Consider the following 22,977-nt stretch of genomic DNA (forward strand, 5'->3'; position numbering starts at 1 on the left):
TGGAAGGGTCCTGGGCATGGCGATTCCTAGAGCGGCCGCAGTCGTGATGGATGCAGGCAAGGTGCTGGTGATCAAGCGGTACCTGCGCCACGAGCGGGCCGACGAGTGCGTGATGTGCGAGGCGTTCGGCGCGTCCGGTCCGAAGTGCGAGGGACATGAGTACGCCGTACTGCCTGGAGGGCATGTCGAGACGGGTGAATCACCGGATGAGGCCGCGCTGCGGGAGCTGTGGGAAGAGACGACGCTGACGGCGACGATCGACCGGCTGCTGTGGACCGGGACGCACAACGGACGACCCGCCTATTACTTCCTGATGGAGAACGTGGAAGGCGTTGCTGAATTGTCCGGGGAGGAAGCGGTGGAGCACTCCGAGCGCAATAGTTTCGAATTGCGCTGGACGTCGCCGGATCAGCTCGGAGAACTAGGAATGCATCCCGCCGACGTGCAGGTTCGGCTGACCGAATTACTCGCGTAGGGCGGCGGCGAGCATGCGGTGGCCTTGTGCTTCGAAGGGCTTGTCGCCTACCTGGTGAGCCCAGACCGTGGTGTTGATGGCCTCGCGGAGTTGGATGCGGTGCCAGGTGGCGGGGTCGCGCGGGTCCGAGCCGTAGCCGGCGAAGAAGGCGGGCTCCAGAGCGGGGTCGGTGGTGAACTGCTGGACTGCCAACCGGGCGAAGTCTGTGACCGCGGGCCTGAGATCGGCTCGGCCGAAATCGATGATGCCGACGGTGCCCCTGTCGATCAGCCAATTGCGGGGCTGCCAGTCGCCATGGGTCGGAACCAGCAAGGCCACGGGGGTCGGCCAGGATTCAATCTCTGAACGCAAGCGCTCGGTCAACTCTGGCGCAATGGTGTGCTTCTTGTCCAGATAGGCAAGGGATCGCTGGTTCTCCCGCGCCTCGTGGGTTCCGTCCGGTACGGCGACCTGGGCGTGGAACGCCGCGAGCAGTTCACCAGCCTGGCGGTAGACGTCCGGGTCCCATTCCTGCTCGGTGCCTTGCACCAGCACCCCCGGCAGGAACTGTGTGAGGAGAAGCTTGGCCTCCTCGTCGGCGTTGACGAGTCGCGGTGCCCTCCCCCGCGCGGTCCACGGCGCCAGCCACTCGCGATGGGCGCGGATCTCCCGGGCGATGTGACCGTCACTCGCATCGCCGGCCTTGGCGATGTAGCGCTCGCCGTCGAGGTGGAGCTCGAGGACGGCGGTCCCGACCAGACCCCAACTGTGATCGGTCACGACCTCGGCAGCCGGCATCCACTCCTGGAGGAGCTCACGCTGGCGCTCACTGAGTTGCGGAATCACCCGCCGAAGCCTATCGCAGCGCACAGAAATTCATCGAAAACCCTGGACGAATTGCGCCGGAGGTCTTATCCTGACCAAATGCAGAAAACACAACAGAATTACACTCTACCAACAAATCTATCATCACAAATTCCGGAAATCAAGTCCACGGAATTCTGGCGGCTCGGCGACCGCGTGGTCCGCCGCATCGGGTTCGGCACGAAGCGGCTCGCGGGAAGCGACGGCCGGGGGGCGGACGTGCGGGAGAAGGCGATCGCGCTGCTGCGCCGGGCGGTCGAGCTGGGCGTCAACCACCTCGACACAGCCGACTTCTACCCGACCTACGGGCAGGAGGGGAACAGCCGCGAGTTCGAGCCGCTCAACTGGGCGAACGACGCGATCTTCCGCGCGTTCGCGCCGTACGACGACAACCTTGTGATCGCGACGAAGGTCGGGCCGACGATCACCGGGCTGGCGCGGCCGGATGCCCTGCCTGCACTGGTCGAAGGCAATCTGCGTGCACTCGGCCGGGACTCGCTCGATCTCGTCTACCTGCGGCAGGCCGGTCTCGACTCGGTCGCCGAGCACTTCGGTGTGCTGGCCGAGTTGAGGGCCAAGGGACTCATCCGGCACCTCGGCCTGTCGAACGTGCGGCTGGAGCACCTCGCGCAAGCTCAGGAGATCGCGCCGGTCGTCGCCGTACAGAACAGGTACAGCGTCGACTTCGGCCGGGTCAATGACGCGATCCTGGAGGCCTGTGGCGACCAAGGGATCGCGTTCGTCCCGTTCTTCACACTGACGGCCGACTCCCGCGAGACCGGCGGTGTGAAGCAGACCGACGTGATTCGCGAGATCGCCGTGGAACACGGTGCGACGCCGGCGCAGATCCGGCTCGCGTGGACGTTGAGTCGTGGCGACAACGTCCTGGCGATCCCCGGCACGGGGAACGCGCACCACCTGGAGGAGAACCTGGCGGCCGGCTCGATCAGCCTCTCCCCCGCCCAGCTCGAGGCGTTGGACGCTCTGCCTCAGTCGTAGTACCGGCGGGCGCTGCCGCCGATCGCGGTCACGTCGGTGCCGTAGATGTGGACCGAGATCGCGGTGCTGTCCGTCGTGTTGTGCACCCGGTGAATGTCACCGGGCGGAGCGAAGCCACTCACGTCGCCGACGTGGTTGTCGCTCTGGCCGACGATCCGGAGGTCGGCGTCGAACAGGTCCTCGTGCTCGACGCCCTGGATGACGCCGAACGCACACCAGGTGACGTGGTCATGGATCCGCGTCACCTGGCCGGGTCGCCAGACCAGGGCGATGATCGAGAACGAGCCGTCCGGTTCGACGTGCAGGGTGTGGCTGATGTAGCGGTCGGGCGACCCGAGCCGCTGCTCGGGCGTCAGTACGTCGGGAGTGGGCAGGTTCCGGCGGAGTTGCTCGGCCACGAGCTGGGCCGTGTCGTTCCAGTCGGCGTGCTGGGAGATGGCGGTGCGGACGCCCGCCACGAGGTCGGTGAGTTGGCTGGTCGGAAGCGTTGTCGTAGTCATGTATTGAGCGTGCCCCCGCCAACCCATAACGTCTAATGCCAAGTCTTTAGGTCATCCATAGATGGAATTGATACATGCTCGATGTCACCAGGCTGCGCGTGATCGACGCCGTCGCGCGCCACGGCTCCGTCACCGCGGCGGCGCGCGAGTTGCACTACTCGCAACCGTCCGTCACGCATCATCTGTCCCGGCTGGAGGCGGAGACCGGCGCGCAGTTGCTGCAGCGGGTGGGGCGCGGGATCCGGCTCACCGAGGCGGGACGCATGCTGGCGGCCCGGGCCGCGGAGATCATCGGGCGGATCGACGCGGTCGACGCCGAGCTCGCGGCCCACGTCGGACTGACTGCGGGCAGAGTCCGCCTGGCCGGTTTCTCGTCGGCGATCGGGGCGTTGGTCCCGGGAGCGGTGGCAGCGCTCTCCGCGCAGCATCCGGGCCTGCGGATCAGCCTGATCGACACGCACCCACCCGAGGCGCTCGAGCTGCTCCGTATCGGGACGATCGACGTCGCGATCATCTTCCGGTACGACGAGACCGCGCCGGAACCGAGCGGGATCCGGCTGCATCACTTGCTCGACGACCCGCTGTACGTGCTGTCGTCGGGCCGGGAGGTCGAGTTGTCCGGGCTGCGTGACGCGACGTGGATCGCGGGCTGTGATCGTTGCCGGAGTCATCTTGTGTCGTTGTGCGCGGAGGAAGGCTACGAGCCGCAGATCGGCTACACCTCGGACGACATGGTGGTGATGCAGGCGCTCGTTGCGGCCGGCCTCGGCGTCACCACCATGCCCGGGCTCGCTCTTCGCACTCACCACGCCGACGGGGTGATCGCGAACGAGCTGCCTGGATCGCGGCGGCACGTTTACGCCGCTACGTACGGCGAACCACCGGACCCACCGGCGATCGCAGCCCTCCTCACCGCCCTCACCGAGGCAGCCACTCCGTGACGCTGAAGGGAGTGTTGTTCGACCTGGACGGGACGCTGGTCGAGCAGGAGCAGGCGGCCGCCGCAGCGGTGGGCTGGGCCACCGAGCACGGGCTCCCGGAGCTCAGCTGAAGTCGACCTCCTTGGTGGGCTGGACGCCGGCGGTGCGGCCCGGCGCCGTGTGGTTCTCCCAGTAGAGGTTCGTGTGCGCGATGACCTTGTCCGGCGGCGGAGCGCCCCACTCGGAGAGGTCCTCGGTGGTGTGGGCGTCGGCGACGAGGGTGACGTCGTACCCGCGGACGAAGGCGCCGTGGATCGTCGAGCGGATGCACTCGTCGGTCTGCGCGCCGCTGACGAACAGCCGGCCGATCCCGCCCTTGGCCAGGACGTCCTCGAGGTCAGTGTCCTCGAAGGAATCGGCGAAGGTCTTGTGGACCAGAGGCTCGGACTCGTCGCGGTCGAGCTCGGGAACGAGTTGCCACTCGTCGCTGTCCTTCACCAGGTGTTTGCTCGAGTGCTGCACCCAGACGACCGGCACACCGCCCGCGCGCGCCTTGCCGACCAGGCTGCTGATGTTCGCGACGGTCTGATCGCGCTCGTGAGTTCCTTCGACGACGCCGTTCTGGACGTCGATCACTACCAGGGCCGTGTTCGGCCTGTCGGACAACGTGGACATGGACGTCCCTCCTTCTGTTCGACCAGATCGATGACGCTAGACCTGCCCACCGACAGTTTCCGTCGCCCCGCTCGCCCGCAACAGCCGGCGGGCGAGCTCCTCGGTCGCCTCGACCAGTTCCGGGCATCCGATCACGCGGTACGGCGTTGTGATCGCGGTCAGCTGGGAGGCGTACCAGTCGGGCTCGTCCGTGCTCGCGGTGAGCCTGGTGTGGGTGGCATCGATGGCCTCCAGGCGGCCCATACTGCGGGCGATCCAGCACCTGGCCTGCTCCAGCGGTGCGTCGATGACGACCTCGATCTTGTACTTCCAGCCCATCGCCAGATGCTCCTCGACCAGCGCCAGCGCATCGAGGTCCGCCGGTGGGGTGAACGTTTCGGTCCGGGTCTCGATGCCGCGAATCTTGTCGACGCGGAGGATGCGCCGAGCGTTCTTGGCGAGCGACCAGCAGAGCAGATACCAGCGGCCTCGGCGGACGACCACCGCCCAAGGATCAACCTCCATCGACCATTCCTCGCCCGGGCAGCGCTCGTACCGGAGGACGACCCGCCGGCAGTCCGCGCTGTCCGATACCAGCTGAGCCGTGATCGCCGGGTCCGGAGTGCGAGCGCCGGGATCCGGTCCGCGGGCACTGACCCGGCGTACGGCGTCGGTCGAGCGGGCGATGGCCTCCGGGAGAACACGAATGATCTTTCCGAGCGCGACCTCCACCGGATCATCGGCGCCGCGCGGACCTTCGAGCACCGCCATCACGAGCCCGAGTGCCTCGGTCTGACTGAACATCAGCGGCGCGAGTCGCAGGCCGCGGCCGACCCGGTAACCGCCGTACGGGCCGCGGACCGACTCGATCGGGATGTCGGCTTCGCGCAGGATCCCGACGTAGCGGCGGGCGGCGCGCTCGGAGACACCGAGCTTGTCCCCCAGTTGGTCGGCCGTGATGCCCGGGCTGTTCTGGATCAGCTCCAGCACCATCAGGGTCCGGGCCGTCGGACTCACGTCGTACGCCATGCGTCACCATTCCGGAAGTAGTCCGTCCGGAACCGAGGGTAGCGTGCCGCGCATGGACCTGAACACCATGACGGAACTGCCCGCCGCCGGCGACGAGATCCAGACGCTGCTCGGCGTACTCGATCGCAATCGCCGTACCTTCGCCTGGAAGTGCTTCGGGCTCGACGCGGCCGGCATGAACACGCGACTCGCACCGTCCACGATGACTCTGGGCGGCTTGGTCAAGCATCTGGCACTGGTCGAGGACGACATGTTCTCGAACCGCCTGTTCGGACGGGATCCGGGCGCGCCATGGAATGCGGTCGACTGGGACGCTGACCCCGACTGGGAGTGGCGGACCGCGGCCGACGACTCCCCCGAGGCACTGCAGGCGTTGTGGGAGGGCGCTGTGGAGCGCGCACACGCGTCGGTGGCCGAGGCACTGGCCGAGGGCGGGATGGGCAAGGTCGGCAAGACAGACGACGGGCAGAACCTGCGCCGGATGGTGGCGGACATGATCGAGGAGTACGCGCGGCACACCGGTCACGCCGATCTGATCCGCGAGTCGATCGACGGCCTGGTCGGAGAGGGTCAACCGCTGCCACAGTAAGTGCTCACTCGATGAGCGCTTTCTCTGCGACCATGAAGGGTGCGCGCGGATCGACTGGTGGCTGTGTTGCTGCTGATGCAGGCCCGGGGCCGGGTGACCGCGGCCGAGGTGGCCGGCGAACTCGAGATCTCGGTCGCGACCGCGCGCCGCGACCTCGAGGCACTGTCCACCGCAGGCATCCCGGTCTACCCACAGCCTGGACGCAATGGTGGCTGGCAGCTCATCGGCGGCGCCCGCACCGACCTCAGCGGGCTGACCGCGACGGAAGCACAGGCACTGTTCCTGCTGGTCGGGCCGGCCGCGTCGATCGCCCCCGATGCGAAGGCGGCGCTGCGGAAGCTGGTGCGGGCGCTGCCGGACACCTTCCGGGAGCACGCGCAGGCAGCGGCCGAGGCGGTGGTGATCGACCCGGCGCGCTGGGGTGAGCACGTGAAGGAACGGCCCGAGTTGGTACGTCGCTTGCAGGATGCCGTCGTACGGCGGGTGAAGGTGCGGCTCGAGTACGCCGGACGCGGGCGCGATGCGTCGGAACGGGTAGTCGATCCACTCGGGCTCGTGGACAAGGACGACGTCTGGTACTTGATCGCCTGGACCGAGAAGGGGCAGCGGACGTTCCGAGTCGATCGGGTGCTGTCGGCGGAGGTGACCGCTGCGAGATTCGAGCGGCCGGCCGACTTCGATCTGTCCGCTGCGTGGGAAGAGATCGTCGACCGGATGGAGGAACGACGGTCCGGTCTGACGGCGACCGTACTGATGGACGAGCGGTTCGTCTGGGTGATGCAGGACCGGCTCGGGCGCAACTGCGAGGTCGACGGGATGGAGGGCGACCGCGCGCGGCTGAAGATCACCGCGCCGACACCCCTGATGATCGCGCAGCACCTGGCCGGCTGGGGTGGGTCGATCGAGGTCGTCGACCCACCGTCGGTGCAGGCCGAACTGGCGCGACTCGGCCAGGAACTCGCCGACCGCTACAGCGGGATCTGATAGAGGATGAAGCCGCGGTTCTCGGCGACCTGGTCGTAGAGCCGGCGGGCCGTCGCGTTGCTCTCGTGGGTCGACCAGTAGACCCGGCCGCACCCGCGCTCCTTCGCCCAATCGGTGACGGCAGCAATCAACGCCCGAGCCGCACCCTTCCCCCGCGCCTCCGGAGCGGTGAACAGATCCTGCAGGTAGCAGGAGTCCGGCGCCGTCGTACTCGCGTGGGTCAGGAAGTGCGCGATGCCGACCAGTTGCCCGTCGAGCCGCGCGCCGAGCGCGTGGACTTCTTCGGCCCGCTGGAACCGCGTCCAGGCCTGGTCGAAGAACTCCGGCGGCATCGTGCGGCCGTAGAACTCGTTGTATCCGGCAAACAGTCGCTGCCAGCCGTCACGGTCGGTAGGTTCCAGCGAGCCGATGGTGAGCATGGCGGCAGGCTGCCACACCGATGGTCCGGATGGCCCGGTGGGGTGAGTAGGGTGCCGTGGTTTGGTGTCCCTCTCGATTCTCAGGATGCGTCCGTGACCACATCACCACCGCAACCGCCGCAGAATCCGTACCCCGGTCAGCCGGGCGGTTACGGACCTCCGCCGGAGCAGTTCCCCCAATACACCCAGCCCGAGCAGCCGGGCCAACAGTCTGGGCAGTACCCGGGCCAGCCGCAGTCCCAGCAGCCGGTCCAGGCCTACCAGCAGCAGCCGTTCCACCAGGCTCCGACGCAGCCGGGCCAGCCAGGTCAGCCGGGGCAGTCCTTCCCCCAGCAGGGTCAGTTCCCCCCGCCGGGCCAGCAGGACCAGTTCGGCCACCAGGCTCAGCATGGTCAGCAGGACCAGTTCGGGCAGCAGCCGCTGCCGGCGTACCCCGGTGCGCAGATGGGTCTGCAATGCCGGTTCTGTGGTTCCTTCCCGGCGGTCGACGCGACCGTGCGTGGGCACCAGGGCCTGATCATCCTCATGCGGTTCCTGAAGCTGCAGGGACCGTTCTGCCGGACCTGCGGGATCGCGACCGTGCGGGACATGACGGCGAAGAGCCTGTGGCAGGGCTGGTGGGGTATCGGGTCGTCGATCGTCAACCCGATCACCATGCTGATGAACATCGGCCCGATGCAGAAGTTCAAGAGTCTGCCCGAGCCGGCGCCGGGTGCGCCGGGCCGGCCGATGGATCCGGGCAAGCCGCTGTTCCGGCGCCCGGCCATCCTCGGTCTGCTGCTCCCGATCCTGGTGATCGCGGCGATCGTGATCAGCAACCTGACCACGACCACCACCTCGGAGGCCGCGGTCGGTCAATGCGTGGTGAACAACGGCACGGCCGACGACCCGGACGTGAAGGTGGTCGACTGCACGTCGTCCGAGGCGGCCTACAAGATCGTCGGCAAGCTCGACGACAGCACCGACGACTCCCAGTGCGACCAGTTCGAGGGTGTCGAGGCGTCGTACACGGTGGAGAAGAGCTCCACGAAGTACACGCTCTGTCTCGCGCCGCTCTGATCGGCTAGGGGCCGGCCGGTGCGGCCGGCCCCTACTGGTAGTAGCCGTCGACCGGTACGCGCGCCTCGTCGTACAGGGCAGGACCTTCCTGCGGGACGGCGGGGAAGCCGCCGGTCGGCTTGAGTCCGCCCAGCTGTTCGCCCGAGAGCGCGTACACGACCAGGCTGAGGCCGGACCGGGCGAGCGCGCCGGAGCACATCCCACACGGTTCACAGCTGGTGTACATGGTCGTTCCCGAGGCTGTCTCGGCGTCCAGGTTCCGCGCCGCCCACACCGCCAGCTTGAGCTCCGGGTGGAAGCTGATGTCGCTGTCGGTGATGGTGGTGTTCTGCTCCTCGGCCAGCACGGTCCCGTCGGGGCCGACCAGCAGCGAGCCGAACGGCGGATTGCCGGCTTCACGTGCGGCCGCGGCCAGTTCGATCGCGCGGCGGAGGAAGCCTTCAGCTTCGGGGGTCACGAGTTCTCCCATCGTCGGTGCGCGGCGATCGTCGCCAGCGCTTGCCAGGCCACTTCGGGCCGTTCGGTCTCGGCAGGATCCCCCGCGAATGGATCCAGGACGACGCTCCGCGCGCCGAGATCACGGAGGGCGTCGATATCGGTGAGAACCTGCTCGAGAGAGCCTTCTCCCGCAACTCTCTCGTCATCGGGCAGCGGCTCCGGGGTCAGTCGCAGCAGGATCCGCGGCGCGAACTCCGGCACCGGCCGGTCCTCAGCGGCGGCGATCGACCGCAGCCTGTCCAGGGCCGAACTCATCCAGTCGACCCGATGGCGCAGCGGATGCCACGCGTCGCCGAACCGGACAGCCCGCCGGAGTCCCGCCGTACTGCCGCCACCGATCCACAGCGGGATGTGGCCCTCGCCGTAGTCCTTGTCGTCGGCCCAGACCCGGCGCAGCTCACCGAGCAACTCGTCGGTCTGCCGCCCCCGCCGCGTGAAGTCGGCGCCGAGTGCCTCGAACTCCTGCCGCGCCCAGCCGACTCCGACGCCGAGGACGAGGCGGCCGCCGCTGAGCTGCTGCAGGTTCGCGGCCATCCTTGCCACCAGCAACGGATGCCGGTACGGCGCGATCAGCACGGTCGTACCGAGGCGGATCCCGTCGGTGATCCCGGCGAGCCAGCTCAACGTCGTGAAGGGCTCGTAGAACGGCGCCGGATACTTCTCGGCGACATCCGGCGTGATCGCGACATGGTCGGACACCATCAGCAGGTCGTAGCCCAGGCCTTCCACGGTCCGGGCCCAGCCGCGCAGCCGGGCCGGGGTCGCGCCGGGGCCGAAGTTGAGGACGTTCACACCAAGTTCCACGCCATTCAGGCTATCGGGGTGAACGCGCTGTTTTGAAGGGATTCCTCCCGGCGTACGGCGGCATCGACCGGGGAATCACCGGTAATATCGCGGTATGACCGAGACTCTCGATCCGACCGACTGGGCCATCCTGGTCGCGCTGCAGGACGACGCGCGGATGTCGCTGACCGAGCTCGGCCGCCGGGTGAACCTCAGTGCGTCCGCAGCGACCGAGCGGGTCCGCCGGCTCGAGTCGACCGGCGTCATCAGCGGCTACCGGGCCGACGTCGACCTGACCAAGGTCGGGTACGCCGTACTCGCCGTCGTCCGGCTGAAGTATCCGGGCAACAAGCACGAGCCGCTCCGCCAGTTGCTCAAGGAACGGCACGAGATCCTGGAATGCCTGCGCACCACCGGCGACGACTGCTACACGCTCAAGGTCGCCGCGGCGTCCATGCCGCATCTGGAGGAACTCGTCAACGAGCTCACCGAGTTCGGCAGCACGACGACCAACCTCGTCTATACGCAGACCCAGCCGTACCGCGGTCCGCTGGCCGGCCCGGGCGAAACCCGGTAGCGCTCCGCGACGGGAGTTGAGAGCGTTGGCCGGGTGACTCTGACGGTCCTCGGCATCGAGGTCTCCCCTGCCCTGCTCGCGCACTGGGTCGACTGGCTCGCGCCCGAGGTGCAGCCGTTCTACGTCACCAGGCAGCAGGCGAAGGACTGGGACCTCGTGACGGACGACCGTGAGCCGACGCGGGAGCAACGCGACACCTATCGCGTCTACAGGCTGGACAGCTCCGCGACGCACGTGGCCTGGCTGGACGAAGCGACGTACGGCGCGCTGCCGAAGCCGACTCGGGCCGCACTGATCCGCGCGCAGGTCCGTCACAACCGTGGCGCTGTGCCGACCGTCCGCCGGTGGCACGCGATGCTCGGTCCGGAGGTCCGCCGGCAAGCTGACGGTCACCGGTTCGTCTGGTGGAAGTCGTTCCTCGAGGACCGGGCCGAGCACGTGCTCCCACACGTCGTCAGCGAGGACATCGGGCCGAGTCGGCACGCCGAAGTCCGCGAATGGCCATCCACCCTCCCCCGCGTGCGGGAGCTCGCCGGGACATTCGCCGCGGGCAGCGGGCCCAACTGCTTCGGGACCGTTATGGCAGCGGCCGGCGTCGCCGGAGCGGACCAGGTCTGGATGGTGCGCGAGCCCTTCGAGGAATGGCTCGCCGGCAACACTGTCCCGCGCGGACGGGACGACGTACCGGGGACCGTCTTCGTCTGGCGCAACCAGAATGGTCTCGTGGAGCACGCGGGGATCACGATCGGCGGCGGCTGGATGTTGCACAAGCCGTCGCAGGCGTGGATGACACCGCGCAAGATCCGCACGGTCGCGGAGGTGAAGCGCAGTACGAGGACTGCCGGCTGGCGATTGGAGCGTCGTAGGCTGTCGGCGTGAGGCTTCTCGTCACTGGGGCCGCCGGCTTCCTGGGGCGTGAGGTCGTGCGGCTGGCTCGGGATGACGTCGTTCCGACGTACCACACAGCTACGCTCGCGGGCGGGGTTCGGATGGATGTCCGGGACCGCGGCGAGGTCGCGGATGTGCTGCGCCGGGTCCGCCCCGATGGCATCATTCACGCGGCGTTCCGGCAGTCCGACTGGGAGACCACTGCTGACGGAGCCGCCAATCTGGCCGTTGCCGCAAGAGGTGCCCGGCTCGTGTTCGTGTCGACGGATGTGGTGTTCGGCGGAGCCGATCAGCCGTACGACGAGGATGCGGCGCCGTGCCCGGTGACGCCGTACGGCGCGGCGAAGGCGGCCGCCGAGACGACGATCCGCGCGGTCGATCCGTCGGCGGTGATCGCGCGTACGTCGATCATCGTCGGGAGCGACGGTACGTCGGCCAGCGAACGGCTCGTGCACGCGTTGGCGAGTGGACAACCGGGGGCACTGTTCGCCGGCAACATCCGGTGCCCGGTGCACGTCAGCGACCTGGCCACCGCGCTGCTCGAGTTGCTGGAATCAGATCACACCGGCACGGCTCACGTGGCCGGCCCGGATGCCGTCAGCCGACTGGAACTCGGCCGGTTGATCGCGGCTCGTGATGGCCTCGACCCGGACACGTTGCCATTCGTGCCGGGCCATCCGTCGGACGTTCGCCTCGACAGCCGGAAGACACAGAAGCTGCTCACCACCCGCCTCCGCCCGGTCGGCGAGTTCCTGACAAGCTAGGCGGCGTCTAGGCCGTTTCGTCGACCGTCGTCGTGACGGCTGTGCCGAGTTCGACCGTGCGGCTGACTGTGCAGAGGCGGTCGTGCGACATCTTCACCGCGCGTGGCAGGGCCTCCCGGGCCTTGTCGCCGTCCTCCCCCTCGGGGAAGCGGATGGTGAACTCGACGGCGAGGTTCTCCATCCGGTTGCCCTCCTCGGCGTCGCGGACCTTGTCGCCGCGCACCTCGGCACGGAACTCGGTCGGCTCGGCCCGCCGGCTGACCACGATGTCGACGTCGATCGCCGAGCAGGTGCCGATCGCGGCCAGCAGCAGCTCGACCGGGGTGAAGTCGGTGTCCGCACCGCCGGATCCGACCCGGATGCTGCCGCCGCGCGCGTTGCGGACCTCGTAGCTGCTGTTCGCCAGGCGTTCGAACTGCACCTGCCGGAGTGTGTCGCTCATAGCCGTCACAATCTGTTGCTCGTGGCAACGTCAGAGAGTCGTCAAAGCCTCGGCCACCGGGGTGTCTCCGGCGACGAGTTCGAGGGTCCGGCCGATCGAGGCCGGGGTGTCGCACAGCCCCGCCAGCACCAGCGCCACGTCGTCGCGGCTGATCCTGCCGTTGCCCGTCTTGTCGGCCAGCAGCACCTGACCGGTGCCGGGGTCGTTGGTCAGACCGCCCGGCCGCAGGACCGTCCAGTCGAGGTCCCTGGACCGCAGGTCTTCCTCGGCAGCCCACTTGGCCCGCAGATAAACGGTGAAGGTCTCGTCGTCGGTCAGCGAGGGCGCCTGGTCGGCGCCCATCGAGCCGACCTGGATGTGCCGCCGTACGCCGGCCTGCTCGGACGCGTCGGCGAACAGCGCGGCCGCACCACGGTCGACCGTGTCCTTGCGAGCGTTCCCGCTGCCCGGCCCCGCACCGGCGGCGAAGATCGCCACGTCGGCGCCGGACAGCACCCCTGCGACGGCCGCGGTGTCAGCCTGCTCGAGATCCAGTACGGCGGCCTGCCCGCCGGCCGCGGTGAGGTCGGCCTCGTGATCGGGGTTGCGGACCAGCCCGACCACCTCGTGACCGTCATCGGCCAGCAGCCTGGTCAGCCGCAGCGCGATCTGTCCGTGTCCACCCGCAATCACCACTCGCATGCCCCGAGCCTAACTCGCCGCCGCATCAGGCAGACTGCTCCTGTGCCGCACGCAACAGCCGCCGACGGGAACCGGATCGCGTACCAGGTCCGTGGCGAAGGGCAACCACTCGTCCTGCTGGCCGGCCAGGCCAACAACCACACCTGGTGGGACCCGGTCCGGGCCGACTTCGAGGCGACGTACCGGACGATCACGCTGGATTGGCGCGGCACCGGGGACAGCGACAAGCCGGACGAGGTCTACAGCACACCCGGGTTCGCCGAGGACGTGGTCGCGGTGCTCGACGACCTCGGGTTGCCGGCCGCGCAGGTGTACGGCACGTCGATGGGTGGCCGAGTCGCGCAGTGGATCGCGATCAACCATCCGGATCGCGTCAACCGGCTGGTGCTCGGGTGCACGTCACCCGGTGCCAAGCACGGCTACGAACGGAGTCAGGAGATCCGCCGCGCTCTGGCCGACCCGCAACGTACCGACAGCGTGCTGCTCGAGCTGATGTACACACCGGCGTGGCTGGCCGTGAACCCCGGGCCGCACCCGGTGCTCGGTGACCCTGACATGCCCGCGTACGCCAAGGGGCGGCATCTGGTCGCGAGCAACAGGCATGACGCGTGGGACGGGCTGCCGAGTATCAGTGCGCCGACGTTGATCCTGCACGGGACCGACGACATCTTCAGCCCGGTCGCCAACGCGCAGCTCCTCGCAGACCGGATCCCCAAAGCCCGCGCAGAACTCATCCAGGGCGCTCGACACGCGTACTTCCACGAGTTCCGGGCTGTCGCCGGCCCGCTGGTACTGGACTTCCTGGCTCACTGACTGCGCAGGATCGGGCGGAGCGCGTCGAGCACGCTCGCGTCCTCGATCGTCGACGGCACCGCTTCGTCCCGCCCGTCGGCGATTCCGCGCATCGTCTTGCGCAGGATCTTCCCCGACCGCGTCTTCGGCAGGCCGTCGACCACCGAGACGTCCCGGAACGCGGCCACCGGCCCGATCTCCCGCCGTACCGCTGCCACCAACTCGTCCCGCAGGACATCCTCCGGGATGTCGGCCCCGGCCTTGAGTACGACGAGACCGCGCGGGACCTGGCCCTTCAACGCGTCATGTACGCCGATCACAGCACACTCGGCGACCGCCGGATGAGCCGCGAGAACTGCCTCCATCGAACCGGTCGACAGGCGGTGACCGGCGACGTTGATGACGTCGTCGGTGCGGCCCATCACGAAGATGTAGCCGTCCTCGTCGAGGTACCCGGAGTCGCCGGTCAGGTAGTAGCCGTCGTACCGGCTGAGGTAGTTGTCGATGTAGCGCTGGTCGTCGCCCCACAACGTCGGCAGCGCACCCGGCGGCAGCGGGAGCTTGATCGCGATCGCTCCCTCCTTTCCCGCCGGCTGCGGCGTCCCCACGGCGTCCAGGATCTGCACGTCCCAGCCTGGCACCGGGACCGTGGCCGAACCCGGCTTGGTCGGCAGCGCCTCGAGTCCGCGCGGGTTCGCAGCGATCGGCCAGCCGGTCTCCGTCTGCCACCAGTGATCCACCACCGGTACGCCGAGATGCTCGTGCGCCCAGTGATACGTCTCGGGATCGAGCCGCTCGCCGGCCAGGAACAGAGTCCCGAAGGCGCTCAGGTCGTACGTCGACGCCAGCTTGGCCTCAGGATCGACCTTCTTGATCGCCCGGATCGCGGTCGGTGCGGTGAACAAGGCCTTCGCGCCGTGCTCTGAGATGACGCGCCAGAACGCACCGGCGTCCGGCGTACCGACCGGCTTGCCCTCGTAGAGCACCGTGGTCGCGCCGACCAGCAGCGGCGCGTAGACGATGTACGAGTGCCCGACGACCCAGCCGACATCGGAGGCGGTCCACCACACGTCACCCGGACCGATGTCGTAGATCGCCCGCATCGACCACGACAGCGCGACCGCGTGGCCCCCGTTGTCGCGGACCACGCCCTTCGGCTTCCCCGTCGTACCCGACGTGTAGAGGATGTAGAGCGGATCGGTCGCGGCGACCGGGACCGGATCGGCCGGCTTCGCCGCGGCGGTCAGCTCGGCCCAGTCGAGATCACGCTCGCCCAGCTCGGCGAGTGCGGTCTCCCGCTGCAGCACTATGGTGCGCTCCGGCTGGTGGCGGCTGAGTTGGAGAGCCTCGTCGATGATCGGCTTGTACTCGACCACGCGCGTGGGCTCGATGCCGCAGGACGCGGCCACGATCACCTTCGGCGTCGCGTCGTCGATCCGCGCGGCGAGCTCGCGGGGTGCGAACCCACCGAACACCACCGAGTGGATCGCGCCGAGCCGAGCACACGCGAGCATCGCGACGGCGGCCTCGGGCACCATCGGCATGTAGACGATGACGCGGTCGCCCGTACCCACACCGAGCGATGCGAGCGCCCCGGCGAACCGCGCAACCTCGTCCCGCAGTTCGCCGGACGTGTACGAGCGACCCGTGCCGGTGACCGGGGAGTCGTAGATCAGCGCGACCCGGTCGCCGTTCCCCGCCTCGATGTGCCGGTCGAGTGCGTTGTACGACGTGTTGAGCTCGGCGTCGGGGTACCACCGGTACAGCGGTGCGCCCGAGTCGTCCAGTGCCCGCGTCGGCGGCCGGGTCCAGGAGATCGCCTCCGCGGCCTCCAGCCAGAACCCTTCCGGATCAGCGAGACTCCGCCGGTAGCTCTCCTCGTACGCGCCCATGTCAGAAGGCTCCAATCTGCCTTTGCCCACCCCACCACCGCGGCCTCCCAGCCGTCGGCTTCTCTCATCGTGGCAGGGTTGAGGCATGACGGTAAGGGTCGATGAGGTGCGGGCGGCGGCGGAGCGGATCGCCGGACGGGTACGACGGACTCCGGTGATCGAGGTGGCGCCGGGCCTGGTCTTCAAGCTGGAGCTGCTGCAGCACACCGGCTCGTTCAAACCGCGCGGCGCCTTCAACCGGCTCCTGGTCGCGAAGGAACGCGGCGAGCTGACCGGACAGGGCATCGTCGCGGCGTCCGGCGGCAACGCGGGTCTGGCCGCGGCCTACGCCGCCCGCGAACTCGGCGTACCGGCGCGAATCTTCGTTCCGGTCAACGCGCCCGCCCCGAAGGTCGCCAAGCTGCGCACGCTCGACGCCGAGGTGGTCCAGGTCGGGAACGAGTACGCCGAGGCGTATCAGGCGGCGGTGGAAGCGCGGGACGAGGGAGACGCGCTGCTGCTGCACGCCTACGACCAGCCCGAAGTCGTGGCAGGTCAGGGCACCATCGGGCTGGAACTGCTCGAGCAGGCCGGATCCTTCAACACCGTCCTGGTCGCGGTCGGTGGTGGCGGACTGATCGCGGGGATCGCGACGGCGATCGGCGACAACGCGCAGGTGATCGGTGTGGAGCCGGAGTTGTCGGCGACCCTGCACCGCGCGCTGGGGGCCGGCGAGCCGGTCGACGGGCCGGTCGGCGGCGTGGCGGCGGACTCGCTCGGTGCCCGGCGGCTCGGTGATCTCGCATTCGCGGCCGCTCGGGAGCACGACGTACGGTCGCTGCTCGTTGACGAGGAAGCCATCGTTGCTGCTCGCAACGAGCTCTGGCACGAGTACCACCTGGCCGTCGAACACGGCGCCGCCGTCACGTACGCCGCGCTGAAGTCGGGCGCCTATCGCCCGGCCGCCGGCGAGCGGGTGGTCCTGGTGGTCTGCGGAGCCAACACGGACCCCGCGACGCTCACCTGACCGGTCTGGCCGGCCCGCGCTTCGGCCGGTCGTCGGCCAGGATCCAGGCGGCCAGGACACCGGCGATCGCGCCGAACAGGTGGCCCTGCCAGGAGATCCCGTCCTGCGGAAGCAGCCCGCCGAGCAGCGCGCTCCCCCAGACCAGGACGACCACTACGCCGACCAGCACCTGGCTGATCCGGCGGTTGAACAGTCCGCGCATGATCAGGTAGGCGGCGTACCCGAAGACCAGACCGCTGGCGCCGATGGTGACCGTGTTCGGCGGTGAGATCAGCCAGGTGCCGAAGCCGCCGATCACGGTCACGATGGCGGTCACCGCGAACAGCCGGGCCGCACCGCCGACGGCGATCAACAGGCCGAGTGTCACCAGCGGCAGCGTGTTGGAGATCAGATGGCCGAAGCCGAGGTGCAGGAACGGCGCGGTGATGATGCCGACCAAACCCTGCGGATCACGCGCGATGATCCCGTACTGATCCAGCGCGCCGTTCGTCGCCGCGTCGATGATCTCGCTGAGCCACATCAGCCCGACCAGCACACCGAGCAGCTTCAGCCCACTCCCGATCCGGGCAGCGTCGACCGCCCCGCCGGTCCGCTTCGCAGGTATCTGGGAGCTCATGCAACAACGATGCCGTATCCGGCCAAGTCTCAGTCCTTGACAGGCGCGGCGACAGCACACAGTGATCTCTGCGATACTCCCGGTGGCTATCGAGGTGAGGTGGGGGAACGCGATGCCGGTTGCCGTCTATGTGCTGGGCTTGAGCATCTTCGCGCAGGGAACGTCGGAGTTGATGCTCGCCGGTCTGCTGCCCGAATTGTCGGGCGATCTGCGGATCTCCATCCCGGCCGCGGGCCTGCTGATCTCCGCGTTCGCGGTCGGCATGCTGCTCGGTGCACCGATCCTGGCGGTGGTCACGCTCAAGTGGTCCCGGCGTACGGCGTTGCTGGTGTTCCTCGGAATCTTCGCCGCCACCCATGTCGCTGGGGCGTTGACCCCGAACTACGCGATCCTCCTGGCCACCCGCGTCGTGGGCGCCTTCGTGTACGCCGGTTTCTGGTCGGTCGCGGCCGTCACGGTGGTCGCGCTGGTGCCGATCGACCGGCGGGCTCGCGCGATGAGCGTCGTCACCGGCGGCCTGACCATCGCCACCATCGTCGGTCTCCCGATCGGCACGGTGCTCGGGCAGCACCTCGGCTGGCGATCGGCGTTCTGGACGGTCGCCGGTTTGTGTGTCCTCGCGATGGCCGGTGTGTTCGCGACCATTCCCGATGGCAGGCCGGACCCGGAGAGCGCGCCGCGGCTGCGCGAGGAGCTTCGTGCGCTCCGCCACGCCAGACTCTGGCTGGCCTTCGGCACGACCGCACTGGTCACTGCCACCATCCTGGTGGTCTTCAGCTACCTCGCTCCCCTGCTGATCAACACCACCGGGCTGACGCCGAGCGCCGTACCGGGAGTCCTCGCCCTCTATGGTCTCGGCTCGTTCATCGGCATCACGCTCGGCGGGCGGACCGCGGACGCCCTGCCGTTCCACACCCTCTTCGTGGGCATCACCGGTCTGGGCATCCTGTCCGCGGTCCTCGCCCTCACCGCGACGAATCCCGTCGTCACCCTCGCCGTGGTCGTCCTGCTCGGCGCCTTCGGCTTCGCGACCAACCCGGCGCTCAACGCCCGCGTCTTCAGCCTGGCCGGCGACGCCCCGACCCTGGCGACCGCGACCAACTTCTCCGCGTTCAACGTCGGCATCACCGCCGGGCCGTGGCTCGGTGGCCTCGCGATCGGCGCCGGCGCCGGCTACCCGGCACTCGGCTGGATCGCGGTGGCCACCGGGCTCGCGGCCCTGGCGACGGTGGTGGTCGCAGCTTTCCTGCCGGTCAGTTCACCGGACCACTCGGGTCGATATGGCTCGGATCGAACTCGGCGTGCCGCTTGAACACGTACTTGTTCAACAGCCAGGTGATCGCCCACAACGCGACGCCGATCAGCATCAGCCACCCGGCGATCTTGTAGTCCGCCGAGGCGCGCCCTGACAGCGGGCTGGCCAGGTACACGCACAGGATCACACCGAGCAGCGGGAGCGCGGTCGGGGCGTGGAAGTGCTTGTGCTCGACCCGGTCCCGGCGCAGCACCAGGACGGCCACGTTCACGATCGCGAACACGCACAGCAGCAGGAGCGCCGTCGTCCCACCGAGCGCGGCCAGGTCGGCGTACCCGATCAGGACGAACGCGAGCAGCGTCGTGAACAGGATCGCGATCCACGGCGTCCGGCGCCGCCGCAGCACCCGGCCGAGCGGACCCGGCAGGACCTGCTCGTGCGACATGCCGTACAGCAGGCGGCTCGCCATCAGCATGTTGATCAACGCCGAGTTCGCCACCGCGAACATGGTTATCCAGGCGAACACCTCGAGCGGGAAGCCCGGCGCACCGGCCTGGACGACCTTCAGCAGCGGCGTGGCGCCCTCGTTCAGGTCTTCCGGTGAGACCAGGGCGACCGCGGAGATCGCGACCAGCACGTAGATGACGCCGGTGATGCACAGGCCGGTCAGCATCACCTTCGGGAAGATCCGGACCGGGTCCTTCGTCTCCTCGGCCATGTTCACCGAGTCCTCGAAGCCCACCATCGCGAAGAACGCGAGCGCGGTCGCCGCGGTGACCGCGCCGAACGGCGACTCGCCGGATGGGACGTTGAACTCGGTCAGCCGCGAGGTGTCGCCGTCGCCGCCGGCCAGCGCCCACGCGCCGATGCCGATCACGATCAGCAGACCGCTCAGTTCGACGCAGGTCAGTACGACGTTCGCCTTCACGCTCTCGCCGACGCCGCGCAGGTTGACCAGCGCGATCAGCGTCATGAACGCGAGCGCGGTGATCATCAGCAGCGACCCGCGGTCCGGATCGATGTCGGCGGCCGAGAAGAAGTTCGCGGCGAACGCCTTCGACGCGCTCGACGCCGAGGTGAGACCGGAACACATCACCGCGAACGTGAGCAGGAAGGTGAGCAAGTGGATCCCGAACGCCTTGTGCGTGTAGACGGCGGCGCCGCCGGCCTTCGGGTACTTCGTGACGAGTTCCAGATAGCTGGTCGCGGTCAGCAGCGCGACCACGAACGCACACAGGAACGGCAGCCAGACCGCCCCGCCGACCTCGCCGGCCACCTTCCCGGTCAGCGCGTACACGCCGGTACCGAGAATGTCCCCGACCACGAACAAGAGTAGTAGGCCGGGTCCCATGACCCGTTTGAGTTCAGGACGCTCGCCGGTCTGAGGTGCGGCGGCGCTGGGGCTTTCGCTCATCGTCGTCCTCCCTGGAATTCGGTGCGTCAGTCGACCACATTCCGGGGTGCATTCGCCACAGCCTGCGACCAAGGCCGTGGCCGGAAGGTGACCGGCGGCCTGGGAGCATAGGCCCGTGATGCACCTTCGTCTCATCGTCCCACCGGATCGCACCGGCCGCGTCCTGGACGCGCTCGTCGACGATCCACGGGTGACGAGCGTGGTCCGGCTGCCCGGCGCCGCGCAGCGACCGGCCGGCGACGTGCTCGAGTGCGACGTGACCCGGGAGGCGACCTCGGACATCCTCGCCTACCTCAAGGCTGAGGGCCTGTACGACGAGGGTTCGGTGGCGGTCGCCGACGTCGACGCCGCGCCGTCGCGGAACGCTCGCGAGACCGAGAAGGCCGCCCCCGGTGCGCCGGACGACGCGGTCATCTGGGACGCGGTCGTCGACCAGGCCTACAACGAGGCCAGCGGCTCCTGGGTCTATTACGCCTTCCTCACCCTGGCGACCATGATCGCGTCGGTTGCCGTGGTCACCGATTCGTCCATCCTGGTCGTCGGCGCGATGGTCGTCGGCCCCGAGTTCGGTGTCGTGGCCGCCCTCGCCGTCGGGCTGGCCATGCGCAACCGGGCCCTGACCTGGCGGTCCCTGCGTCTGCTGGTGCTCGGATTCGTGGTGGCCATCGCACTGGCGACAGCGGCTGCCCTGCTGGCCCGTGCCGTCGGGTGGATCGACGCCGGGTCCGTCACTGCGGACCGTCCACTCACCGGGTTCATCTGGCGGCCGGACAAGTGGTCGGCGGTCGTCGCTGTTCTGGCCGGCTGTGCTGGGGTGCTCTCACAGACCGCCGGACGGTCGAACGCGCTGGTCGGCGTCTTCATTTCGGTCACCACGGTGCCGGCGGCCGGCGATCTGGCCCTGTCGCTCGCGCTGTGGGTGCCGAGCCACATCGGCGGCGCAGCAGCGCAGCTCGGTATCAATCTGGCCGGCATGACGGTGGCCGGTGTCGTCACCCTGCTCGTGCAGCGCGTGGTCTGGCGGATCTATCTGCGGGTGAAGGGGCGAGGTCAGGCGGGCGCGCGCGTTGAGGCTTGACCGGACGTCCCCTGTCCGATCCGCGCGCGCCCGGCAGACACAGTCGTACCCCACTCGGGGTGGATTCGCACCTGCGGATCGCCTGACGTATGCCGGACATGGCGCGAAGTCGCCATTAACGGGAAAACGATTCCACCTGCATCCAGGAGACGGGATAGCCTGTCCGGGATCCGGGCGATGGGAGGGACGGATGCTGGAGACGGTGGGGGTCGATCCGCCTGACGAGGAGGCGTACCGCGCCCTGCTGACCGCGTCCGGGTGCGGGATCGCAGAGCTGGCCAAGCTCCTCGACCGCGACGAGCGCGAGGTCGCCGCGACTGTCGAGCGGCTGGAGACCCTCGGACTGCTGACCACCACGTCGGACCATCCGATGCGGCTGCTGCCGACCCGTCCCGACGTGGCCGTCGACGCCCTGGTCGCCGTACGTCGCGCCGAGCTGGACCGGGTTCGCGCCGAGGCAAGGGTGTTGCTGACGGAGCTGCGAGCGCAGGAGCAGCACCGGCCGGAGAACCTGGTCGAGGTCATCGTCGGTCAGGAGGCGATCGCGGCACGATTCGCGCAGTTGCTCAACGGGACCCTCGAAGAGTTGCTGGTGCTCGACCGGCCGCCGTACGCGTCGAAGACCGGGGAGTCGGAGCCGCGGGTGCACAGGCTGCTCAGCGACGGTGTGGTTGTCCGGGGCATCTACTCCCCCGACTCACTCGACCGTCCCGGCGGTGTCGACCAGGCCTACAGCGCGGCGGACGCCGGTGAGACATCGCGGATCCATCCGCAGCTGCCGATGAAGCTCGCTGTGTTCGACCGCCGGGCCGCGTTGATGCCGCTGGACGTTGACCAACTGGTCGACAGCGCTCTCGTCGTCCATCCGTGCGCATTGCTCGATGCACTGGTCGAGATGTTCACGCTGTTGTGGGACCAGGCAGTTCCGGTAGTGCCCGTGGTCAAGACCGACCCGCTCGACGCGCGGTTGATGACGCTGCTCGGCGCGGGCCTCAAGGACGACGCCATCGCCAGGCAGCTCGGGCTGAGCAGTCGCACGGTCGGCCGCCGGGTCGCCGAGCTGATGGAGACGCTGGGTGCGCGGACCCGGTTCCAGGCCGGCATCCACGCCCAGCGTCGCCATCTCCTCGAGGACTGAGTCAGCAGGCCGCCAGCATCTGCTGCAGCGCGGTCTTCTCGGCCGACTGCAGCGACAGGCCGTAGGTGTACTTCACCCAGATCCACTCGCGGGCGTAGATGCAGTGCACCGAGGCGTTGGTCGGCTTCCACTCGGACGGGTCCTTGTCGCCCTTGGACCGGTTGCTCGACGCCGACACCGCGATCAGCTGCGCGATGCTCAGGTCGTTCGCGAACTGCTGGCGGCGCGCCGTGGTCCAGCCGTTCGCACCGGACTTCCAGGCTTCGGCGAGCGGGACGATGTGGTCGATGTCGACGCCCGAGGAGTCGTTCACGTAGGTGGCGTCGTACACGCTGTACCAGCGACCGGTGGTCGGCTGGCAGCTGCTGTCGACGGTGACGCCGGTGCCGTCGCGCTTGAGCACTTGTTCACGGGTGTCGCAGCTACCGGACTGGGTGATCCAGTGCGGGAACAGGTCCCGGCTGTACCCGCTCGTCGAGCCCTCCGTCTTCACGGTGAGGCTCGCCAGCTGGGTGGCCGCCGTACCGGCCGACGGCGGGTCCGGTGGGTAGGCGAGCGCCGGTCCGGCGCTCAGGGTGAACGCCGCGGTCGCGGCGACTGCTGTCAGTGCAGCGGTGATCGAACGTCGCATTGGTCAGGCCTCCGAGGGTGGGGCGGATTCCCCCTGACGTACTGCCCTCAG

28 protein-coding genes are annotated in these 22,977 nt (G+C 68.8%); 14 read left to right on the forward strand and 14 right to left on the reverse strand.

The features are described from left to right. The first annotated feature begins 16 nt into the window (after window positions 1-16). Entirely contained in the window at window positions 17-475 is a 459-nt protein-coding gene (locus AB0I34_RS24315) for an NUDIX domain-containing protein (protein WP_360448722.1), read from the forward strand. Here AB0I34_RS24315 and AB0I34_RS24320 read toward each other — a convergent pair. Continuing rightward, the gene (locus AB0I34_RS24320; RefSeq protein WP_360448725.1) at window positions 464-1,300 is read right to left on the reverse strand and encodes an aminoglycoside phosphotransferase family protein; all 837 of its coding nucleotides are present in this window, start codon (window positions 1,298-1,300) and stop codon (window positions 464-466) included. The two genes, AB0I34_RS24315 and AB0I34_RS24320, sit on opposite strands and share 12 nt — an antisense overlap. A 174-nt stretch (window positions 1,301-1,474) precedes the next feature. On the opposite strand from AB0I34_RS24320, the gene AB0I34_RS24325 reads away from it, so the two are divergent. Continuing rightward, window positions 1,475-2,317 carry an aldo/keto reductase gene (locus tag AB0I34_RS24325; protein WP_360448728.1) on the forward strand — a complete coding sequence of 281 codons (843 nt, stop codon included), beginning with the start codon at window positions 1,475-1,477 and terminating at the stop codon, window positions 2,315-2,317. Here AB0I34_RS24325 and AB0I34_RS24330 read toward each other — a convergent pair. Further along, the gene (locus AB0I34_RS24330; RefSeq protein ID WP_360448730.1) at window positions 2,308-2,817 is read right to left on the reverse strand and encodes a cysteine dioxygenase family protein; all 510 of its coding nucleotides are present in this window, start codon (window positions 2,815-2,817) and stop codon (window positions 2,308-2,310) included. The genes AB0I34_RS24325 and AB0I34_RS24330 overlap by 10 nt on opposite strands. Window positions 2,818-2,891: 74 nt before the next feature. On the opposite strand from AB0I34_RS24330, the gene AB0I34_RS24335 reads away from it, so the two are divergent. Further along, complete coding sequence (locus tag AB0I34_RS24335; protein WP_360448732.1) at window positions 2,892-3,758, forward strand: LysR family transcriptional regulator; 867 nt, start codon at window positions 2,892-2,894, stop codon at window positions 3,756-3,758. 102 nt (window positions 3,759-3,860) lie between these two features. Here the strand turns inward: AB0I34_RS24335 and AB0I34_RS24340 are convergent, their stop codons facing one another. Next, window positions 3,861-4,412, reverse strand: a complete 552-nt coding sequence (locus tag AB0I34_RS24340; RefSeq protein WP_360448734.1) for an isochorismatase family protein — start codon at window positions 4,410-4,412, stop codon at window positions 3,861-3,863. Between the two features lie 36 nt (window positions 4,413-4,448). Beyond that, window positions 4,449-5,420 carry a WYL domain-containing protein gene (locus AB0I34_RS24345; RefSeq protein ID WP_360448737.1) on the reverse strand — a complete coding sequence of 324 codons (972 nt, stop codon included), beginning with the start codon at window positions 5,418-5,420 and terminating at the stop codon, window positions 4,449-4,451. Between the two features lie 52 nt (window positions 5,421-5,472). On the opposite strand from AB0I34_RS24345, the gene AB0I34_RS24350 reads away from it, so the two are divergent. Further along, window positions 5,473-6,009: a DinB family protein gene (locus AB0I34_RS24350; RefSeq protein WP_360448739.1), complete on the forward strand. Its 537-nt coding sequence runs from the start codon at window positions 5,473-5,475 to the stop codon at window positions 6,007-6,009. Window positions 6,010-6,066: 57 nt separating this feature from the next. Continuing rightward, a complete protein-coding gene (locus AB0I34_RS24355) occupies window positions 6,067-6,993 on the forward strand; it encodes a WYL domain-containing protein (protein WP_360448741.1) in 927 nt (308 codons plus the stop codon). Here AB0I34_RS24355 and AB0I34_RS24360 read toward each other — a convergent pair. Together AB0I34_RS24360 and AB0I34_RS24365 are read right to left on the reverse strand one after the other, a co-directional pair. Beyond that, window positions 6,978-7,412 (reverse strand): GNAT family N-acetyltransferase, encoded by a 435-nt coding sequence (locus AB0I34_RS24360; RefSeq protein WP_360448744.1) that lies wholly within the window; start codon window positions 7,410-7,412, stop codon window positions 6,978-6,980. The two genes, AB0I34_RS24355 and AB0I34_RS24360, sit on opposite strands and share 16 nt — an antisense overlap. A gap of 102 nt (window positions 7,413-7,514) precedes the next feature. Further along, window positions 7,515-7,868 carry a hypothetical protein gene (locus AB0I34_RS24365; protein ID WP_360448746.1) on the reverse strand — a complete coding sequence of 118 codons (354 nt, stop codon included), beginning with the start codon at window positions 7,866-7,868 and terminating at the stop codon, window positions 7,515-7,517. On the opposite strand from AB0I34_RS24365, the gene AB0I34_RS24370 reads away from it, so the two are divergent. Beyond that, a complete protein-coding gene (locus tag AB0I34_RS24370) occupies window positions 7,857-8,471 on the forward strand; it encodes a hypothetical protein (protein ID WP_360448749.1) in 615 nt (204 codons plus the stop codon). The genes AB0I34_RS24365 and AB0I34_RS24370 overlap by 12 nt on opposite strands. A gap of 31 nt (window positions 8,472-8,502) precedes the next feature. Here AB0I34_RS24370 and AB0I34_RS24375 read toward each other — a convergent pair whose 3' ends face one another. Both AB0I34_RS24375 and AB0I34_RS24380 read right to left on the reverse strand, forming a co-directional pair. Beyond that, the gene (locus AB0I34_RS24375; RefSeq protein ID WP_360448751.1) at window positions 8,503-8,928 is read right to left on the reverse strand and encodes a nucleoside deaminase; all 426 of its coding nucleotides are present in this window, start codon (window positions 8,926-8,928) and stop codon (window positions 8,503-8,505) included. Next, on the reverse strand, window positions 8,925-9,773 hold the full coding sequence (locus AB0I34_RS24380) for an LLM class flavin-dependent oxidoreductase (RefSeq protein WP_360448753.1): 849 nt from the start codon (window positions 9,771-9,773) through the stop codon (window positions 8,925-8,927). Before AB0I34_RS24380 ends, AB0I34_RS24375 begins: the two co-directional genes overlap by 4 nt. Before the next feature lie 94 nt (window positions 9,774-9,867). On the opposite strand from AB0I34_RS24380, the gene AB0I34_RS24385 reads away from it, so the two are divergent. Genes AB0I34_RS24385 through AB0I34_RS24395 form a run of 3 tightly spaced genes read left to right on the forward strand, consistent with a single transcriptional unit; the run spans window position 9,868 to window position 11,981 of the window. Next, window positions 9,868-10,329, forward strand: a complete 462-nt coding sequence (locus tag AB0I34_RS24385) for an Lrp/AsnC family transcriptional regulator (protein ID WP_360448755.1) — start codon at window positions 9,868-9,870, stop codon at window positions 10,327-10,329. 33 nt (window positions 10,330-10,362) lie between these two features. Continuing rightward, window positions 10,363-11,208, forward strand: a complete 846-nt coding sequence (locus tag AB0I34_RS24390; RefSeq protein WP_360448758.1) for a hypothetical protein — start codon at window positions 10,363-10,365, stop codon at window positions 11,206-11,208. Further along, entirely contained in the window at window positions 11,205-11,981 is a 777-nt protein-coding gene (locus AB0I34_RS24395) for a sugar nucleotide-binding protein (RefSeq protein ID WP_360448760.1), read from the forward strand. Before AB0I34_RS24390 ends, AB0I34_RS24395 begins: the two co-directional genes overlap by 4 nt. 7 nt (window positions 11,982-11,988) lie before the next feature. Here the strand turns inward: AB0I34_RS24395 and AB0I34_RS24400 are convergent, their stop codons facing one another. Together AB0I34_RS24400 and AB0I34_RS24405 are read right to left on the reverse strand one after the other, a co-directional pair. Further along, window positions 11,989-12,423, reverse strand: coding sequence for an OsmC family protein (locus tag AB0I34_RS24400; RefSeq protein ID WP_360448762.1), 435 nt, complete (start codon window positions 12,421-12,423; stop codon window positions 11,989-11,991). 30 nt (window positions 12,424-12,453) lie between these two features. Next, on the reverse strand, window positions 12,454-13,104 hold the full coding sequence (locus AB0I34_RS24405) for an SDR family oxidoreductase (protein ID WP_360448764.1): 651 nt from the start codon (window positions 13,102-13,104) through the stop codon (window positions 12,454-12,456). A gap of 42 nt (window positions 13,105-13,146) precedes the next feature. Between AB0I34_RS24405 and AB0I34_RS24410 the strand changes: the two genes are divergently transcribed. Next, window positions 13,147-13,917, forward strand: coding sequence for an alpha/beta fold hydrolase (locus AB0I34_RS24410; RefSeq protein ID WP_360448766.1), 771 nt, complete (start codon window positions 13,147-13,149; stop codon window positions 13,915-13,917). Here AB0I34_RS24410 and AB0I34_RS24415 read toward each other — a convergent pair. Continuing rightward, a complete protein-coding gene (locus tag AB0I34_RS24415) occupies window positions 13,911-15,788 on the reverse strand; it encodes a propionyl-CoA synthetase (protein WP_360448769.1) in 1,878 nt (625 codons plus the stop codon). The genes AB0I34_RS24410 and AB0I34_RS24415 overlap by 7 nt on opposite strands. A gap of 85 nt (window positions 15,789-15,873) precedes the next feature. On the opposite strand from AB0I34_RS24415, the gene AB0I34_RS24420 reads away from it, so the two are divergent. Continuing rightward, window positions 15,874-16,794 carry a threonine/serine dehydratase gene (locus tag AB0I34_RS24420; protein WP_360448772.1) on the forward strand — a complete coding sequence of 307 codons (921 nt, stop codon included), beginning with the start codon at window positions 15,874-15,876 and terminating at the stop codon, window positions 16,792-16,794. Here AB0I34_RS24420 and AB0I34_RS24425 read toward each other — a convergent pair. Beyond that, complete coding sequence (locus tag AB0I34_RS24425; protein WP_360448775.1) at window positions 16,787-17,410, reverse strand: rhomboid family intramembrane serine protease; 624 nt, start codon at window positions 17,408-17,410, stop codon at window positions 16,787-16,789. The two genes, AB0I34_RS24420 and AB0I34_RS24425, sit on opposite strands and share 8 nt — an antisense overlap. Window positions 17,411-17,492: 82 nt before the next feature. Here AB0I34_RS24425 and AB0I34_RS24430 point away from each other — a divergent pair, with 82 nt between their 5' ends. Beyond that, window positions 17,493-18,722, forward strand: coding sequence for a Cmx/CmrA family chloramphenicol efflux MFS transporter (locus AB0I34_RS24430; protein ID WP_360448777.1), 1,230 nt, complete (start codon window positions 17,493-17,495; stop codon window positions 18,720-18,722). Here the strand turns inward: AB0I34_RS24430 and AB0I34_RS24435 are convergent. Then, entirely contained in the window at window positions 18,664-20,079 is a 1,416-nt protein-coding gene (locus AB0I34_RS24435) for an APC family permease (protein ID WP_360448779.1), read from the reverse strand. The two genes, AB0I34_RS24430 and AB0I34_RS24435, sit on opposite strands and share 59 nt — an antisense overlap. Before the next feature lie 118 nt (window positions 20,080-20,197). Between AB0I34_RS24435 and AB0I34_RS24440 the strand changes: the two genes are divergently transcribed. Further along, the gene (locus tag AB0I34_RS24440; RefSeq protein WP_360448985.1) at window positions 20,198-21,157 is read left to right on the forward strand and encodes a DUF389 domain-containing protein; all 960 of its coding nucleotides are present in this window, start codon (window positions 20,198-20,200) and stop codon (window positions 21,155-21,157) included. A 190-nt stretch (window positions 21,158-21,347) separates the two neighbouring features. Continuing rightward, window positions 21,348-22,295 (forward strand): helix-turn-helix transcriptional regulator, encoded by a 948-nt coding sequence (locus tag AB0I34_RS24445; protein ID WP_360448782.1) that lies wholly within the window; start codon window positions 21,348-21,350, stop codon window positions 22,293-22,295. Between the two features lies 1 nt (window position 22,296). Here AB0I34_RS24445 and AB0I34_RS24450 read toward each other — a convergent pair whose 3' ends face one another. Next, on the reverse strand, window positions 22,297-22,926 hold the full coding sequence (locus AB0I34_RS24450; RefSeq protein WP_360448784.1) for an HNH endonuclease family protein: 630 nt from the start codon (window positions 22,924-22,926) through the stop codon (window positions 22,297-22,299). Window positions 22,927-22,977 lie beyond the last annotated feature (51 nt).

It is taken from the genome of Kribbella sp. NPDC050281 (assembly GCF_040655855.1).
In the GTDB taxonomy this organism is placed as follows: Bacteria; Actinomycetota; Actinomycetes; order Propionibacteriales; family Kribbellaceae; genus Kribbella.

Coding starts and splice junctions, on each gene's coding strand:
- AB0I34_RS24315 (WP_360448722.1), top strand. CDS start 17: ATGGCGATTCCTAGAGCGGCCGCAGTCGTGATGGATGCAGGCAAGGTG.
- AB0I34_RS24330 (WP_360448730.1), bottom strand. CDS start 2,817: ATGACTACGACAACGCTTCCGACCAGCCAACTCACCGACCTCGTGGCG.
- AB0I34_RS24335 (WP_360448732.1), top strand. CDS start 2,892: ATGCTCGATGTCACCAGGCTGCGCGTGATCGACGCCGTCGCGCGCCAC.
- AB0I34_RS24340 (WP_360448734.1), bottom strand. CDS start 4,412: ATGTCCACGTTGTCCGACAGGCCGAACACGGCCCTGGTAGTGATCGAC.
- AB0I34_RS24345 (WP_360448737.1), bottom strand. CDS start 5,420: ATGGCGTACGACGTGAGTCCGACGGCCCGGACCCTGATGGTGCTGGAG.
- AB0I34_RS24350 (WP_360448739.1), top strand. CDS start 5,473: ATGGACCTGAACACCATGACGGAACTGCCCGCCGCCGGCGACGAGATC.
- AB0I34_RS24360 (WP_360448744.1), bottom strand. CDS start 7,412: ATGCTCACCATCGGCTCGCTGGAACCTACCGACCGTGACGGCTGGCAG.
- AB0I34_RS24370 (WP_360448749.1), top strand. CDS start 7,857: ATGGGTCTGCAATGCCGGTTCTGTGGTTCCTTCCCGGCGGTCGACGCG.
- AB0I34_RS24385 (WP_360448755.1), top strand. CDS start 9,868: ATGACCGAGACTCTCGATCCGACCGACTGGGCCATCCTGGTCGCGCTG.
- AB0I34_RS24400 (WP_360448762.1), bottom strand. CDS start 12,423: ATGAGCGACACACTCCGGCAGGTGCAGTTCGAACGCCTGGCGAACAGC.
- AB0I34_RS24405 (WP_360448764.1), bottom strand. CDS start 13,104: ATGCGAGTGGTGATTGCGGGTGGACACGGACAGATCGCGCTGCGGCTG.
- AB0I34_RS24415 (WP_360448769.1), bottom strand. CDS start 15,788: ATGGGCGCGTACGAGGAGAGCTACCGGCGGAGTCTCGCTGATCCGGAA.
- AB0I34_RS24420 (WP_360448772.1), top strand. CDS start 15,874: ATGACGGTAAGGGTCGATGAGGTGCGGGCGGCGGCGGAGCGGATCGCC.
- AB0I34_RS24425 (WP_360448775.1), bottom strand. CDS start 17,410: ATGAGCTCCCAGATACCTGCGAAGCGGACCGGCGGGGCGGTCGACGCT.
- AB0I34_RS24435 (WP_360448779.1), bottom strand. CDS start 20,079: ATGAGCGAAAGCCCCAGCGCCGCCGCACCTCAGACCGGCGAGCGTCCT.
- AB0I34_RS24440 (WP_360448985.1), top strand. CDS start 20,198: ATGCACCTTCGTCTCATCGTCCCACCGGATCGCACCGGCCGCGTCCTG.
- AB0I34_RS24445 (WP_360448782.1), top strand. CDS start 21,348: ATGCTGGAGACGGTGGGGGTCGATCCGCCTGACGAGGAGGCGTACCGC.
- AB0I34_RS24450 (WP_360448784.1), bottom strand. CDS start 22,926: ATGCGACGTTCGATCACCGCTGCACTGACAGCAGTCGCCGCGACCGCG.